The following is a 14,041-nucleotide window of genomic DNA, read 5'->3' as shown; positions in this document are numbered from 1 at the left end:
GACTCGCGCGCCCGACTTCCCCGTCCGCCGGGCGAAGTGCCACCATGGATGTGGTCCGGGGACGCCACAGGGCGCCTCGAGATGACACAGAGGAGCCGTTCACCATGACGCTTCAGGCTGCCCAGAAACCGCCCGCCGACAGCAGCAAGGCGCTGTACGGCGGCAAGGGCACCCGCCGCATCACCGTCCACGACATCGCCGCCGCCAAGACCCGCGGCGAGAAGTGGCCCATGCTCACCGCCTACGACGCCATGACCGCCTCCGTCTTCGACGAGGCCGGCATCCCGGTGATCCTCGTCGGCGACTCCATGGGCAACTGCCATCTCGGCTACGACACCACCGTGCCCGTCACGATGGACGAGATGACGCTGCTCTCCGCCGCCGTCGTACGGGGCACCAAGCGCGCCCTCGTCGTCGGCGACCTGCCCTTCGGCTCGTACCAGGAAGGGCCCGTCCAGGCCCTGCGCAACGCCACCCGGCTCGTCAAGGACGCCGGCGTCGGCGCCATCAAGCTGGAGGGCGGCGAGCGCTCGCTGCCGCAGACCGAACTGCTCGTCCAGGCCGGCATCCCGGTCATGTCCCACCTCGGCCTGACCCCGCAGTCCGTCAACACCATGGGCTACCGGGTGCAGGGCCGCAGCGACGAGGCCGCGCACAAGCTGCTGCGCGACGCCAAGGCGGCCCAGGACGCGGGCGCCTTCGCCGTCGTCCTGGAGCTGGTCCCGGCCGAACTGGCCGCCGAGGTGACCCGCTCCCTGCACATCCCGACCATCGGCATCGGCGCCGGTGCCGGCACCGACGCCCAGGTCCTCGTCTGGACCGACATGGCCGGCCTGACCGGCGGCAAGGTGCCGCGCTTCACCAAGCAGTACGCCAACCTGCGCGAGACGCTCGGCGACGCCGCCCGCGCCTTCGCGGAGGACGTCAGCGGCGGGGCGTTCCCCGCCGAGGAGCACACCTTCCACTAGCCACCACCGGCACCACGCGCAGCCCGCCGACCGTCCCCCGTCGGCGGGCTGCCGCCGTCCGCGGGTGTCCGTCGGCTGGTGTCCGTCGGCGGGCTGTCGGCGTCCGTCGGCGGCGCTGTCGGCCGCTTGTCGGTGCGCTGTCGGTGGCGGCCTGTTCCATGGTGGACATGACGCGATCAACCACCAACGCCGTCGAGGTCCGGGGCCTCGTGAAGCACTTCGGCGCGACCAAGGCCCTCGACGGGGTCGACCTGGACGTCCGTGAGGGCACGGTGCTCGGGGTCCTCGGCCCCAACGGCGCCGGCAAGACCACCCTCGTCCGCTGCCTGTCCACCCTGATCGTCCCGGACGCCGGGACCGCCACCGTGGCCGGCTACGACGTGGTGCGCCAGCCCCGCCAGCTGCGCCGCACCATCGGCCTCACCGGCCAGTACGCCTCGGTCGACGAGAAGCTGTCCGGCCGGGAGAACCTCTACATGATCGGGCGGCTGCTCGACCTCTCCCGCAAGGACGCCCGCACCCGCGCCGACGAGCTCCTGGAGCGCTTCTCGCTCACCGAGGCCGCCAAGCGCCCGGCCATGAACTACTCCGGCGGCATGAGGCGCCGGCTCGACCTGGCCGCCTCCATGATCGGCCGGCCCGCCGTGCTCTACCTGGACGAGCCCACCACCGGTCTCGACCCGCGCACCCGCAACGAGGTGTGGGACGAGGTCCAGCGGATGGTCGCCGAGGGCGCGACCGTGCTGCTCACCACCCAGTACATGGAGGAGGCGGAGCAGCTCGCGAGCGAGCTGACCGTCATCGACCGCGGCCGGGTCATCGCCCGGGGCGGGGTCGACGAGCTCAAGGCGAAGGTCGGCGGCCGCACCCTCCAGGTCCGCCCGGCCGTCCCGGCCGACCTGGCCGCGATGGCCGCCGCGCTGCGCGAGGCGGGCCTCGACGGCGTCGCGGGCGCGACCGTGGTGCCCGACGAGGGCCTGCTGTACGTGCCGATCCTCAGCGACGAGCAGCTGACCGCCGTCGTGGGCCTGTTCGGCGCCCGCGGCTTCGGCATCGCCCACATCGGCACCCACCTGCCCAGCCTCGACGAGGTGTTCCTCGCCATCACGGGCGAGAAGACGACCACCGACGACGGCGTCCGCGACACGATGGCCCAGGAGGTCGCCGCATGAGCACCACCACCCTGTCCCAGCCCCCCGTCGGCTCCTCGGCCCCGGCACCCGACCGGCGGGCCGCGGCCTCCGCCGACGGCCGGATCGGCCTGCGGGCCAACCTGCGCCACATCGGCGCCCTGGCCCGGCGCAACGCCCTCCAGATCAAGCAGGACCCGGAGTCGATGTTCGACGCCGTCCTGATGCCGATCATCTTCATCCTGCTGTTCACGTACGTCTTCGGCGGCGCGATGGCCGGCAAGGGCAACCAGTCCGCCTATGTGAACTACCTGGTGCCCGGCCTGATGGCCATGATGGGCATGAACATCGCGATGGGCGTCGGCACCGGCATCAACGACGACTTCAAGAAGGGCGTCATGGACCGGTTCCGGACCATGCCGATCGCCCGCTCCTCGGTCCTCATCGCGAAGATCGTCGTCGAGATCGGCCGCATGCTGATCGCCACCACGATCCTGCTGGCCATGGGCTTCCTGCTCGGCCTGGAGATCCACACCTCGGTCCTCGGCCTCTTCGCCGCGATCGGCCTGTCGATGGTCTTCGGCGCCGCCCTGATGTGGATCTTCATCCTGCTCGGTCTGACCATGAAGACGGCCCAGGCCGTCCAGGGGATGGCGATGCTCGTGCTGATGCCGCTGCAGTTCGGTTCGTCGATCTTCGCCAAGCCGACCACGATGCCCGGCTGGCTGCAGACCTTCACCGACTACAACCCGCTGTCCAACCTCGCCGACGCCGCCCGCGGTCTGATCACCGGCGGCCCGGTCGCCCACTCGGCGTTCATGACGCTCGCCTGGGCCGCCGGCATCACCGTGGTCATGGCGCCGCTCGCGGTGTCCAAGTTCCGCAAGAAGACCTGACCGGCGCAGGGGCGCTCAGGACTCGGCGCGCCTCAGATCGCGTCGGCGCGTTCGAGCAGGGCGGCGGCCTCCTCAAGGGAGAGGCCGCCGCCCTCGGCGTACGCGGCCTCGAAGTCGGCGTCGTCGCCGAGCGCGGCCCGGGCCATCCCGGTCGCGCGCTCCAGGATCTCCAGCTCCGCCGGCCGCCGCTGATGTGCGGGCGGCAGCAGCCCCTCGTACGCGCCGAGCAGCACGGCCGCGGTCCGGGCCGCCGGGCGGCCGCCGAGGCCGGCCAGCGACCAGGCGCAGATCACCAGATGGAAGGCCGGCATCTCCGGGGCCACCATCAGCGACAGCGGGCCGAGCGAGCGCCGGAACGCCGACCGCCCCGCCTCGAACCCGGCGGCGTACTCGCCCTCCAGATTGTCCACCCAGCCCAGGCTGCCGAGCGTGAAGCCCTCGAAGATCGAGAAGGTCTCCGACGCGAAGTCGTCGAGCAGCCGCAGCAGATGGACCCGCGCCTCCGCCGGGCGGCCGGTGCGGGCGAGCAGCGACGCGAGGAAGATCCGGGCCGCCAGCATCGGCTCGTGGCCGCGGCCGTGCTCGCCGTCCACGACCTCGCGCAGGATCCGCTCCGCCTCCTCCCGGTCGCCGGTCTCCACCAGCATGTCCGCGTAGCGGGCGCGCAGCAGCGCCATCTGGGACTGGGCGCCGATCCGCCGCGCGTACTCGATGGCCGCCGCGAAGTCCTCGGCCGCGCCCTCGAATTCGAGGCGCCGCTCCCGTGCCTCGGCCCGCGAGGACAGCGCCTCGGCCGCGCCCCAGGCGTCGTCGAGGCGCACGAAGATACCGAGGGCCTCGTCGGCGTCCTCGGCCGCGCCGCGCGCCCAGTCGGCGCGGTTGGCGAGGAGGTTGGCGCGCAGCTGCAGCCCGTTGGCCAGCTCCCACTCGTAGCCGTAGCGGCGGCAGGCGTCCACGTTCGCGTCGAGGGCCTCGCGCATCCGGCCGGGCTCGCCGATGAGCAGGACCGCGAAGACGGTGAAGGAGCCGGGCAGTCGGCAGGTCTGCGGCAGTCCCGGCTGATACACCCGGGTGATCAGCCGCAGCCGCTCGATCCCCGTCGGGGTCGTCCACCGCCCGGTCTCGTGGTCCATGTTCAGCAGCTCGATGAGCCGCACGCCGCGCCTGGCCTCCCACAGCTGCTCCTCGGTGAGCGGCGGCGGCGCGGCCGTGACCGGCTCGTACAGCGGTACGACGGGGGCCGTGGGCGGCAGGAACGGATCGGGCCCGAGCGCCGAGACGGCCTCGGCCCAGTGCAGCGCGTCGGTCCGCAGGTCGCGCATGTTCCAGTACCAGAGCAGCGCGTGCACCAGGACCAGGCCCTCGTGCTCGTCCCGCAGCCGGACGGCGGTGCGCAGCGCGGTCCGCAGGTTTCCGTACTCCGCCCCGAACTTCGCGACGGCGGCGACCTGCCGCCCGGTGCGCAGTTCGGGGTCGGTGAGGCGGGCGAGTTCCCGGTAGTGGGTGAGGTGGCGCCGCTCGGCGGCCGGCCGGTCCCCGGCCTCGTCGAGCCGCTCGGAGGCGTACTCGGCGACGGTCTCCAGGAGCCGGTAGCGCATGGCGGTGCCGAACCGGGTCCCTGCCTCCGACCCGGCCTCGGTGGCGACGACGAGCGACTTGTCGACCAGCGAACCGAGCAGATCGAGGACACCGTCGCCCTCCCCCGGCTCACCGCACACCGCCTCCGCCGCCTCCAGGTCACAGCCGCCCGTGAACACCGCCAGACGCCGCAGCACCGCCCGCTCGCCCTCGTCCAGGAGGTCCCAGGACCAGTCGACGACCGCACGCAGCGTCTGCTGCCGGGGCAGCACCGTCCGCGCGCCCGAAGTGAGGAGCCGGAAACGGTCGTCGAGCCGGTCGGCGATCTGACGCGCGGTGAGCATCCGCAGCCGAGCGGCCGCCAGCTCGATGGCCAGCGGCAGGCCGTCGAGACGGCGGACGATCTCCGCCGCGGCCTCGGGGTCGTCATCGACCCGGAAACCGGGACGCACAGCCGCGCCACGCTCGCCGAGCAGCCGCAGCGCCGTCTCCCGCGGCAGCGGGCCGAGCGGGTGCAGCACCTCGCCGGGGACGCCCAGCGGCTCGCGGCTGGTGGCGAGGACGGTGACACCGGGGCAGCGGGCGAGCAGCGTCTCGGCCAGCTCGGCGGCCGCGCCCACGACGTGCTCGCAGTTGTCGAGGAGGAGCAGCAGCCGGCGGCCGGCGCAGTGTTCGACGAGGCGGCCGGTGCGGTCCGGGTCCTCGCCCAAGCGCAGTTCGTCGGCGCCGGCGCCGCGCAGCACCGTCTCGCGGGCGCCGAGGGCGGTGAGGACGGCCTCGACGACGGCCTCCGGGTCGGTGACGGGGGCCAGCTCGACGAGCCAGACGCCGTCGGGCCACGGCCCGCTCCCCAAGGGTCCGGCGGCGGGTGCGGCGGCGCGTTCGGCGGCCTCCTGCGAGAGGCGGGTCTTGCCGGCGCCGCCGGGGCCGAGGAGGGTGACCAGGCGGTGGGCGCGCAGGCCGTCGCGGAGGGCGGAGATGTCGTCCTCGCGGCCGACGAAGCTGGTGAGCCGGGCGCGCAGATTGCCGGCCGCCGCGGTTCCGGCCGCGGTCCCGGCCGCGATCCCGGCCGTGGGCCCGGCCGTGGGCCCGGCCGTGGGCCCGGTGGTGTGCCGGGTGGTGTGCGGGGTGGCCGGAGCGGCCAGCAACTCGGCGTGCAGGGACTGCAGTTCGGGCGCCGGGTCGGTGCCGAGCCGTTCGGCGAGGGCGCGCCGGACCGCCTCGTACGCGGCGAGCGCCTCGGACGGCCGGCCGGTGTCGCGCAGCGCCCGGATCCGCAGGGCCTGCAGCGGCTCGTCGAGCGGGTGGCCGGCGCACAGCGCGTCCAGTTCGGGCAGCACCGCGGCCGCCTCGCCCAGCGCGAGCGCGGCGGCGAGCCTGGCCCGGCGGGCGTCGCGCCGGCGGGCCTCCCAGCGGGCGGCCTCGGCCTCCCGGTCGGGCAGGTCGGCGAGGGCCGGGCCGTGCCAGAGCGCGAGCGCCTCGTCGAGCAGCCCGGCCGCGCGCTCCGGCCGGCCCGCGTCCAGCTCCCGTACGCCCTCGGCCGCGAGCCGCACGAAGCGGTGGGCGTCGACGTCGTCGGGCTCGGCCGCCAGCCGGTAGCCGCCGTCGGTGGAGAGCACCCGGTCGTGGCCGAGGGCCCGGCGCAGCCGGCCCACCAGGGCCTGGAGCGCGGCGACGGCGTCGGCCGGCGGCTCGGCGCCCCACACCTCGTCGACGAGCACCGCCACCGGCACCGCCCACCCGGCGCGCAGCGCGAGCACGGTGAGCAGCGCGCGCACCCGCGGCCCGCCGGCGGCGACGGCGGTGCCTTCTGACGTGTGGACCCGGGCCGGGCCGAGAACGGAGTAGCGCACGGGCCCATTCTCCGTGAAGGATCACCGCCGTGGCCGGGACCCCCGTCAGGAACCCGGGCCCCGCCCGGTACGTTTCCCGCACACCCGACCCCGGTTTCCAGGAGCAGGCCATGTCCACGACCACCCATCGCCACGACGAGCGGCGGATCAGCCCCGTCTTCCTGGCGATCCTCGCGGTCATGGCCGTCACCGGCTGGGCCGTGTGGACCGGCTTCGCCACCTCGACGGGGCTCGCCGTCTTCCTCTTCGTGACCTCGGCGTGGGTCGTCTCGCTGTGTCTGCACGAGTACGCGCACGCCCGCACCGCGCTGCACGGCGGCGACATCACCGTGGGCGCGCGCGGCTATCTGACCCTGAACCCGCTGGCGTACACGCACGCCGTGCTGAGCATCGTGCTGCCGGTGCTCTTCGTGATGCTCGGCGGCATCGGTCTGCCCGGCGGCGCGGTCTTCATCGACCGCAGCCGGGTGCACGGCCGCTGGAAGCACAGCCTCATCTCGGCCGCGGGCCCGCTGGCGAACGTGCTGTTCGCCGTCGTCTGCACGGCCCCGTTCTGGCTGCACGCGCTCGACGGGGTGCCGCGCGCCTTCCAGTTCGCGCTCGCCTTCCTGGCGTTCCTCCAGGTCACGGCGGCGCTCCTGAACCTGCTGCCGGTGCCGGGCCTGGACGGCTACGGCGTGGTCGAGCCCTGGCTGTCGTACGGCATCAAGCGGCAGATCGCGCCGTACGCGCCGTACGGCTTCTTCATCGTGATGGCGCTGCTGTTCGTCCCGGCGGTCAACAACGCCTTCTTCGACGGGGTCGACGCGCTGATGCAGGCGCTGGGCGTGCCGGAGCTGTCGCGCTACTGCGGTTCGACGCTGTACCGCTTCTGGGAGTCGGCCCCGGAGTTCTGCCGGGCCTGAGCCGCGTCCGGCCGCGTCTAGCCCTGCTGGATGCGGCCGCGCTTGATGTAGTACCAGGCCATGTTGGAGGACAGGCCCGCCAGCAGCACCCAGACGATGCCGAGGAAGCTGCCCTGGACGAAGGAGATGACGGCCGCGGCGACGGCGAGCACGCAGACGACCAGGGCGTAGAGGGCGAGGCGGGGCATGGGGGTCGGCTCCTGTCCGGTTACGGGCGATGTGCCCGTCCAGTGTCCCCCATGCCCTCCCGGCGACCGGGACCGGCTCGGACGTCGGCTCGGGCCTCGGCTCGGGCCTCGGCTCAGACGTCGGTGACGCGCAGGCCGGCGTGCGCCTTGTAGCGGCGGTTCACCGAGATCAGGTTGGCGACGAGCGACTCCACCTGGTGGGCGTTGCGCAGCCGGCCCGCGAAGACGCCGCGCATGCCGGGGATGCGGCCGGCCAGGGCCTGGACGATCTCCACGTCGGCCCGGACCTCGCCGAGGACCATCACGTCGGTGTCGATCTCTTCGATCGAGGCGTCCTGGAGGAGCACCGCCGACAGGTGGTGGAAGGCGGCGGTGACCCGCGAGTCCGGCAGCAGCGCGGCGGCCTGCTCGGCGGCCGAGCCCTCCTCCGGCTTGAGCGCGTAGGCGCCCTTCTTGTCGAAGCCGAGCGGGTTCACGCAGTCGACGACGAGCTTGCCGGCCAGGTCCTCGCGCAGCGACTCCAGCGTCTTGGCGTGGCCGTCCCACGGCACGGCGACGATCACGATGTCGCTGCGCCGGGCGCACTCGGCGTTGTCGGCGCCCTCGACGCCGAGGCCGAGCTCCGCTGCCGCGGCCTGGGCGCGGTCGGCGGCGCGCGAGCCGATGATCACCTGCTGGCCGGCCTTGGCGAGCCGGTAGGCGAGGCCGCGGCCCTGGTCGCCGGTGCCGCCGAGGACGCCGACGACGAGCCCGGAGACGTCCGGGAGGTCCCAGGGGTCCTTCGGAGCGGTGGGGGCGGTGTTGGAGGAAGTCATGGCCCCGACATTACTGGCCGGTCGGGTCACCGGAACCCGTGCGGGTGAGTCCGCGCCGAACCGCTGACGGGGCGAGCGGCGCTCGGGCACCATCCGGGGCCATGGACGCCGTACGTGTCGCGCTGCTGCGCGAAGTGCTCGCCGGTACCCAGTGGCCCGCGGCCGCCCGCCGCTTCGCGGGCTCGCTCCGCTCCTCGGTCGTGTCGCACGGCGGCGGACTGCTCCTGGTCGGCACGGCGGAGTACGAGCCGTGGCACCTGGCCGCGCACCTGGTCGACGAGTCCGCCTGGTCCGGCCGCCCGGAGCTCGCGCCCACCCTCGTACGCCACCGGGCGCGGCCCGGCGACCCGCCGCACCTGGCCGTCGGGCTCGGGCGGATCGAGTCGGCGGGGCGCGGGGCGACGCTGCTGATGGTGGCGCCGTCGCGGCCGGACGCGGGGCTGCTGGAGCGGGTCCACGACGCCCGGCGGGCGGGGGCGACGGTGCTGTCCCTGGACAGCGGCGACCCGGAGCTGGGCGGTCTGGCGCACGAGGTGCTGACGGTGGCGGCGGACGCGGAGGTCGACCTGGACACGGTGCAGCACCTGGTGAGCGCGGCGACCGGAGAGAACTGCCTGCCGCCGGCGCCCCGCGGCCGGCCGCGCTTCCGCGACCGGCTGTCCCGGCTCGCCGACCGGCTGACGGCGCCTCCTCCGCCGCGCTGGTAATTCGGTTGCCCGGGGCATGCGCCCCGCTCAGCATGAGACCTCGTGAAACGCCTCCTCCCCGATCTCGCCCCCTGGCGCTCGTCCCGTGACTTCCGGCGCCTCTGGGCGCAGGGGCTCGTCGCCGTCTTCGTCGGCTACATGGCGCTGGTGGCGCTGCCGCTGCAGATCAAGGACCTCACCGACTCGCCGTTGGCGGTCGGTGTGATGGGAGCGGTGGAGCTCGTCCCGCTGGTGGTGTTCGGGCTGTACGGAGGGGCACTCGCCGACGCCGTCGACCGGCGCAAGGTCATCATGGCGACCGAGGCGGCCTTCGGGCTGCTCGCCCTGGTCCTGCTCCTGAACGCGCTGTTGCCCGAGCCGCTGCTGTGGCCGCTGTACGTGGTCGCCGCCGGGGTGTCGGCCCTCGCCGGGCTGCAGCGGCCCGCCATCGACTCGCTGCTCGCCCGGATCGTGCCGCACGAGCAGCAGACGGCCGCCTCGGCGCTGAACGCGCTGCGCTGGCAGCTGGGCTCCGTCGCCGGTCCCGCGCTCGCGGGCCTCGTCGTGGCGTACGCCGGGCACGCGGCCGCCTACGCGGTGACGGCGGCGGGCTGCGTCGTGACCGTGCTGATGTGCCGGGGCCTCTCGCCCGCGCCGGCCGCGCACGACGCCGACAAGCCGTCGCTGCGCGGGATCGCGCAGGGCGCGCGGTACGCGTGGTCGCGGCCGGTGCTGCTCGGCACGTACGCGATCGACCTGGCCGCGATGTTCTTCGCGTTCCCGAACACGATCTTCCCGTTCCTCGCCGACGAGCTGGACGCCCCCTGGGCGCTCGGCCTGATGTACGCGGCCGGCTCGGTCGGCTCGCTGGTCCTCGGCCTGACCAGCGGCTGGACCTCGCGGGTGCGGCGGCACGGGCTGCTGGTGGTGGCCGGGGCCACGCTGTGGGGCGCGGCGATCGCCGCGGCCGGCTGGTTCGGGAACGTGTGGCTGGTGCTGCTGTGCCTGGGCGTGGCCGGCGCGGGCGACATGCTGAGCGGCCTCGGGCGCTCCACCATCTGGAACCAGACCATCCCGGAGGAGCTGCGCGGCCGGCTCGCGGGCATCGAGCTCATCTCGTACGGCGTGGGCCCGCAGCTCGGCCAGGTCCGGGCCGGCACCCTGGCCGGCTGGACCGGCACCCGGGCCGCGGTCTGGTCGGGCGGTCTCGCCTGCGTGGCCTCGGTCGGGCTGCTGTGCCTGGCGCTGCCGAAGCTGCTCGCGTACGACGCCGGGACGGACGAGGACGCGCTGGCGCGCAAGGCACAGCGGGCGGCGGCCCCGGCCTAGCGTTTCGGCTCGTCGCGACGCTCGTCGCCACGTTCCTCGCGACGCTCTTCGCGATCGTGGTGGCTCAGGGAGGCCACCGCCAGGGTGGTCAGGACCGCCACGCCCGCGATCTCGACGTACAGGGCCGGGCGGACCAGCTCCGCGTCGATCGACTCGTCGAAGCCGAACAGGCCCGTGGTGAGGCTCAGGAAGAGCGCGCCGAGCGTGCCGGCCGTGAAGAGCGCGGTGACGGCGGCGAGCGGCCCGAGCCGGCGCACGGGCGTGGCGAGCAGCGCGACGGCGAGCAGGATGCCGACGATGCCGTTCAGCAGGAAGAGCGGGCCGATGGTGGCGAGGTCCCGGTAGCCCTCGGCCCACAGCCGCAGATGGATCGCGGCCATGGCCGCCGTCAGGCCCGCGCCGGCCAGGCGCAGGACGAGCCGCGTGGCGGCTCCGTTCGTGGTCATGGCGGAGGCGGTGGTCATGGCGGGCTCAGTAGCCGCCGGTCGGGGACGGGTTGTTCGTGGCCGGCGCCGGGGCCGCTCCGCCGACCGTGATGCTGGTCTTCATGCCGAGGTCCTTGTGTCCGTCGACCGGGCAGTAGACCTCGTACGTGCCGTCCTTCAGCGTGACCGTGAGGGTGGTGGACTGGCCCGGCGAGACGTCCTTGCTGCGGTTCTCGGCGCCGTTGCCCTCGATCTCCAGACCGTGGACGTGCTTGCCCATGTTCTTCGCGGTGAAGGTGTAGGTGCCGGCCGGGAACTTCTGCGTCGAGAGCTTGATGTGGAAGTCGGTCAGCTCCGCCGTGACCTGGGTCCCCGCGCCGGACGTCGACGGGGGCGGGGTCGTGGTGCTGCCGCCGCCGTTGCCTCCGCCTCCGCCTCCGCAGGCGGCGAGCAGGGCGGTCAGCCCGCCCGCGGCCACGCCGAGCACCAGTCGCTTGCCGTTGCGTGCGGTTCGTACGCTTGCCATGAGTCGGTCCTCCGGTTCGCCCCCTGGAAGGGGATACGGACCAGCCGGGGCCAGGGATTGCGCGCGGGCGGACAATGGGGACCCGAGGGGGCAATCCCTTCCGGACGGCGAACCGTATCCCTGACATGTGGCGCATGGGCCTTTTTCTCGGGCGGGTACCCGACGAGGCACTGCTCAGCGGTCTGACGACGGGCGATCCCGAACTGGCCGTCGCTTTCGTGCGCCGTTTCCAGCGCACGGTCTTCGGTGTGGCCGTCGCCGTGGTCGGCGATCGGCAGCTCGCCGAGGACGTCGCCCAGCAGACCTTCGAGCGGGCCTGGCGGCACGCCCAGATGTACGACCCGCGGCGCGGCTCCGTACGGGCCTGGCTGACGGCCATCGCGCACAACCTGGCGATCGACACGGTGCGGGCCCGGCGTCCGAGCCCCGTCGCCCCGGAGGACCTGGAGACGCTGCTCGGCTCGGTGACCGAGACGCCGGAGCGGCGGGCGCTCGCCGACGACAGCGCGGAGCGGGTCCGGCGGGCGGTGGCGGAGCTGCCCCGGGAGCAGGCGCGGGCGCTGGTGATGGCCGGGATCTACGGGATGACGGCGCGCGAGATCGCGGAGGCCGAGGGCGTGCCGCTGGGCACGGCGAAGACCCGGATCCGGACCGGGACGATCAAGGTACGGGCGCTCCTCGAACCGGCGGAGGGGAGGTGACGGCGGTGAGCGGCACGGACGGCACGGGCGGCATGGGCGGCATGGAGTGCGAGCGGCTGCGGGAGCTGGCCGCCGAGCTGGCCCTCGGCGTGCTGCCGGCCCGTGAGCGGGCCGAGGCGGTCGCGCATCTGGACCACTGCCCGGAGTGCCGGGAGCACGTGGAGCGGCTGACGGCCGTCGAGGACGGGCTGCTCGCGCTGCTGCCGGGCGCCGAGCCGCCGGTCGGCTTCGAGTCCCGGGTGGTGCGGGCGCTCGGCGCGGCGCCGGCGGGCACGTCCGCGAGGAAGCGGCGCGGGCTGCGGCTGCGGCTCGCGGCGGTGGGCGCGGCCGCGGCGGTGGCCTGCGGCTTCGGCGGCTGGGCGATCGGCTCGGCGGTCGTGGAGGGCGCGCCGGCGGCGGTGTCTCAGCACACGGCGGGCCTGCGGGAGGCGGCACTGGTGTCCGGCGGCCACGAGGTGGGCCGGATCTACGCGCACCCCGGCGGCGGGGGCTGGGTGTACATGTCCGTCGACCTGGAGGGGGCGAGCCGCGGGCCGGTCCGCTGTGAGCTCGTCCAGGCCGGCGGGGCGACGGTGCAGGTGGGCTCGTTCGCGCTGAGGAACGGCTACGGGTACTGGGGCGCGCCGGCCGGTGTCGACACGACGACGGTGACCGGCGCCCGCCTGCTGGGCCCGGAGGGAACGGTCCTGGCCACGGCCCGCTTCGCCTAGGGCCTGTCCGGCGGATCAGGGTCGGACAGGCCGCGGCCCCGGCCATGATCCGCCGGACAGGCCCTGGGACGCCCAGGCCCGGGCGGTCACTCCGTGGACTCGTCCTTGCCCGCGCGGTCGTGCCACTTCGGGTCGGTGTCCCACTCCAGGTTCCGCTCCTGGGCCGTCTGCATGGCGTGGGCGGCCTCCTCGCGGCTGGCGTAGGGGCCGAACCGGTTCTTCGCCGGGCACTCGGGCCCTTCCTCGACCTTCTTGTGCTCCAGGCAGTAGAACCACTCGCCGGGCTTGCCGGTCGTCCGCCTCTTGAACAGGGCCATCCTCGGCTCCTTCCTCCGTCACCATGCTGCCCCAGACGCGGTCGTTAGACTCGCTGACATGTCTGGCCAGTCGCTTCTCGTACCGGGGGAGCTGTCCCCCCACCGTTCCGTTCCGGGGTCCATCCGCCGCCCGGAGTACGTCGGCAAGCCCGCGCCCACCCCGTACACGGGGCCCGAGGTGCAGGACGCCGAGACCATCGAGCGGATGCGGACCGCCGGCCGCCTCGCCGCGCAGGCGATGGCGGAGGCCGCCAAGCACATCGCGCCGGGCGTGACCACGGACGAGCTGGACCGGGTCGCCCACGAGTTCCTGTGCGACCACGGCGCGTACCCGTCCACGCTCGGCTACCGCGGCTTCCCGAAGTCGCTGTGCACGTCCGTCAACGAGGTCATCTGTCACGGCATCCCCGACTCGACCGTCCTGCGGGACGGCGACATCGTGAACCTGGACGTGACCGCGTTCATCGGCGGGGTCCACGGCGACAACAACGCCACCTATCTGTGCGGTGACGTCGACGAGGAGTCCCGGCTGCTCGTCGAGCGGACCCGGGAGTCCCTGAACCGGGCGATCAAGGCGGTCAAGCCGGGCCGCCAGGTCAACATCATCGGCCGGGTCATCGAGTCGTACGCCAAGCGCTTCGGCTACGGCGTCGTCCGGGACTTCACGGGGCACGGCATCAACTCGTCCTTCCATTCCGGGCTGATCATTCCGCACTACGACTCCCCGCACCACACGACGGTGATCCAGCCGGGCATGACGTTCACGATCGAGCCGATGCTGACGCTGGGCACGCACGAGTACGACATGTGGGACGACGGCTGGACCGTGGTCACGAAGGACCGGAAGCGGACGGCGCAGTTCGAGCACACGCTCGTGGTGACGGAGACCGGGGCGGACATCCTTACGTTGCCCTGACCCGCCGAAGGGGTAGCGTTTTACCGACAGGCTGTCGGGAACCAGTGCGTCGTGTCCGGGCGCTCACGGTTCCCGGCACCCGACCGGCCCCTACCCGC

15 protein-coding genes are annotated in these 14,041 nt (G+C 73.9%); 9 read left to right on the top strand and 6 right to left on the bottom strand.

Annotation, left to right across the window (positions count from 1 at the left end; translation table 11 throughout):
• Window positions 1-104 precede the first annotated feature (104 nt).
• The 3 genes from panB to ACFYU9_RS09775 all read left to right on the top strand — a co-directional run bounded on the left by panB (window position 105) and on the right by ACFYU9_RS09775 (window position 2,994).
• Window positions 105-968 carry a 3-methyl-2-oxobutanoate hydroxymethyltransferase gene (panB, locus tag ACFYU9_RS09785; RefSeq protein ID WP_030314175.1) on the top strand — a complete coding sequence of 288 codons (864 nt, stop codon included), beginning with the start codon at window positions 105-107 and terminating at the stop codon, window positions 966-968.
• Window positions 969-1,126: 158 nt separating this feature from the next.
• Window positions 1,127-2,140, top strand: a complete 1,014-nt coding sequence (locus tag ACFYU9_RS09780; protein ID WP_389343993.1) for an ATP-binding cassette domain-containing protein — start codon at window positions 1,127-1,129, stop codon at window positions 2,138-2,140.
• Entirely contained in the window at window positions 2,137-2,994 is an 858-nt protein-coding gene (locus tag ACFYU9_RS09775; RefSeq protein WP_389205552.1) for an ABC transporter permease, read from the top strand. Before ACFYU9_RS09780 ends, ACFYU9_RS09775 begins: the two co-directional genes overlap by 4 nt.
• Window positions 2,995-3,026: 32 nt before the next feature.
• Here the strand turns inward: ACFYU9_RS09775 and ACFYU9_RS09770 are convergent, their stop codons facing one another.
• Window positions 3,027-6,425 (bottom strand): BTAD domain-containing putative transcriptional regulator, encoded by a 3,399-nt coding sequence (locus ACFYU9_RS09770; RefSeq protein ID WP_389343991.1) that lies wholly within the window; start codon window positions 6,423-6,425, stop codon window positions 3,027-3,029.
• Between the two features lie 110 nt (window positions 6,426-6,535).
• Here ACFYU9_RS09770 and ACFYU9_RS09765 point away from each other — a divergent pair, with 110 nt between their 5' ends.
• A complete protein-coding gene (locus tag ACFYU9_RS09765; protein ID WP_389205556.1) occupies window positions 6,536-7,330 on the top strand; it encodes a site-2 protease family protein in 795 nt (264 codons plus the stop codon).
• Window positions 7,331-7,347: 17 nt separating this feature from the next.
• On the opposite strand, the gene ACFYU9_RS09760 is transcribed toward ACFYU9_RS09765, so the two are convergent.
• Window positions 7,348-7,518, bottom strand: coding sequence for a hypothetical protein (locus ACFYU9_RS09760; protein WP_389205558.1), 171 nt, complete (start codon window positions 7,516-7,518; stop codon window positions 7,348-7,350).
• Between the two features lie 113 nt (window positions 7,519-7,631).
• On the bottom strand, window positions 7,632-8,333 hold the full coding sequence (gene npdG, locus ACFYU9_RS09755; RefSeq protein WP_389343989.1) for an NADPH-dependent F420 reductase: 702 nt from the start codon (window positions 8,331-8,333) through the stop codon (window positions 7,632-7,634).
• Window positions 8,334-8,434: 101 nt separating this feature from the next.
• Here npdG and ACFYU9_RS09750 point away from each other — a divergent pair, with 101 nt between their 5' ends.
• Entirely contained in the window at window positions 8,435-9,040 is a 606-nt protein-coding gene (locus ACFYU9_RS09750) for a hypothetical protein (RefSeq protein WP_389205562.1), read from the top strand.
• Between the two features lie 42 nt (window positions 9,041-9,082).
• The gene (locus ACFYU9_RS09745; RefSeq protein WP_389343987.1) at window positions 9,083-10,348 is read left to right on the top strand and encodes an MFS transporter; all 1,266 of its coding nucleotides are present in this window, start codon (window positions 9,083-9,085) and stop codon (window positions 10,346-10,348) included.
• Here the strand turns inward: ACFYU9_RS09745 and ACFYU9_RS09740 are convergent.
• Window positions 10,345-10,812, bottom strand: coding sequence for a hypothetical protein (locus ACFYU9_RS09740; RefSeq protein WP_389205566.1), 468 nt, complete (start codon window positions 10,810-10,812; stop codon window positions 10,345-10,347). The genes ACFYU9_RS09745 and ACFYU9_RS09740 overlap by 4 nt on opposite strands.
• Before the next feature lie 7 nt (window positions 10,813-10,819).
• Window positions 10,820-11,299 carry a cupredoxin domain-containing protein gene (locus tag ACFYU9_RS09735; protein WP_389205567.1) on the bottom strand — a complete coding sequence of 160 codons (480 nt, stop codon included), beginning with the start codon at window positions 11,297-11,299 and terminating at the stop codon, window positions 10,820-10,822.
• 125 nt (window positions 11,300-11,424) lie between these two features.
• Here ACFYU9_RS09735 and ACFYU9_RS09730 point away from each other — a divergent pair, with 125 nt between their 5' ends.
• Together ACFYU9_RS09730 and ACFYU9_RS09725 are read left to right on the top strand one after the other, a co-directional pair.
• Window positions 11,425-12,000, top strand: coding sequence for an RNA polymerase sigma factor (locus ACFYU9_RS09730; RefSeq protein WP_389343985.1), 576 nt, complete (start codon window positions 11,425-11,427; stop codon window positions 11,998-12,000).
• 5 nt (window positions 12,001-12,005) lie between these two features.
• Complete coding sequence (locus tag ACFYU9_RS09725) at window positions 12,006-12,710, top strand: zf-HC2 domain-containing protein (RefSeq protein WP_389343983.1); 705 nt, start codon at window positions 12,006-12,008, stop codon at window positions 12,708-12,710.
• A gap of 86 nt (window positions 12,711-12,796) precedes the next feature.
• On the opposite strand, the gene ACFYU9_RS09720 is transcribed toward ACFYU9_RS09725, so the two are convergent.
• The gene (locus ACFYU9_RS09720) at window positions 12,797-13,027 is read right to left on the bottom strand and encodes a hypothetical protein (protein ID WP_389343981.1); all 231 of its coding nucleotides are present in this window, start codon (window positions 13,025-13,027) and stop codon (window positions 12,797-12,799) included.
• Window positions 13,028-13,085: 58 nt separating this feature from the next.
• Between ACFYU9_RS09720 and map the strand changes: the two genes are divergently transcribed.
• Window positions 13,086-13,943 (top strand): type I methionyl aminopeptidase, encoded by an 858-nt coding sequence (gene map / locus ACFYU9_RS09715; protein ID WP_389205574.1) that lies wholly within the window; start codon window positions 13,086-13,088, stop codon window positions 13,941-13,943.
• Window positions 13,944-14,041: the final 98 nt, after the last annotated feature.

The sequence above is a fragment of the Streptomyces sp. NPDC004327 genome, from assembly GCF_042873935.1.
In the GTDB taxonomy this organism is placed as follows: domain Bacteria; phylum Actinomycetota; class Actinomycetes; order Streptomycetales; family Streptomycetaceae; genus Streptomyces.
The sequence above is the reverse complement of the archived record's forward strand: the minus strand, read 5'-3'. Positions and strand labels throughout refer to the sequence as shown.

What these genes read in the sequence shown, in the direction of transcription:
- panB (WP_030314175.1), top strand. Translation starts at nt 105, where the DNA reads ATGACGCTTCAGGCTGCCCAGAAACCGCCCGCCGACAGCAGCAAGGCG.
- ACFYU9_RS09780 (WP_389343993.1), top strand. Translation starts at nt 1,127, where the DNA reads ATGGTGGACATGACGCGATCAACCACCAACGCCGTCGAGGTCCGGGGC.
- ACFYU9_RS09775 (WP_389205552.1), top strand. Translation starts at nt 2,137, where the DNA reads ATGAGCACCACCACCCTGTCCCAGCCCCCCGTCGGCTCCTCGGCCCCG.
- ACFYU9_RS09765 (WP_389205556.1), top strand. Translation starts at nt 6,536, where the DNA reads ATGTCCACGACCACCCATCGCCACGACGAGCGGCGGATCAGCCCCGTC.
- ACFYU9_RS09760 (WP_389205558.1), bottom strand. Translation starts at nt 7,518, where the DNA reads ATGCCCCGCCTCGCCCTCTACGCCCTGGTCGTCTGCGTGCTCGCCGTC.
- npdG (WP_389343989.1), bottom strand. Translation starts at nt 8,333, where the DNA reads ATGACTTCCTCCAACACCGCCCCCACCGCTCCGAAGGACCCCTGGGAC.
- ACFYU9_RS09750 (WP_389205562.1), top strand. Translation starts at nt 8,435, where the DNA reads ATGGACGCCGTACGTGTCGCGCTGCTGCGCGAAGTGCTCGCCGGTACC.
- ACFYU9_RS09740 (WP_389205566.1), bottom strand. Translation starts at nt 10,812, where the DNA reads ATGACCACCGCCTCCGCCATGACCACGAACGGAGCCGCCACGCGGCTC.
- ACFYU9_RS09735 (WP_389205567.1), bottom strand. Translation starts at nt 11,299, where the DNA reads ATGGCAAGCGTACGAACCGCACGCAACGGCAAGCGACTGGTGCTCGGC.
- ACFYU9_RS09730 (WP_389343985.1), top strand. Translation starts at nt 11,425, where the DNA reads ATGTGGCGCATGGGCCTTTTTCTCGGGCGGGTACCCGACGAGGCACTG.
- ACFYU9_RS09720 (WP_389343981.1), bottom strand. Translation starts at nt 13,027, where the DNA reads ATGGCCCTGTTCAAGAGGCGGACGACCGGCAAGCCCGGCGAGTGGTTC.
- map (WP_389205574.1), top strand. Translation starts at nt 13,086, where the DNA reads ATGTCTGGCCAGTCGCTTCTCGTACCGGGGGAGCTGTCCCCCCACCGT.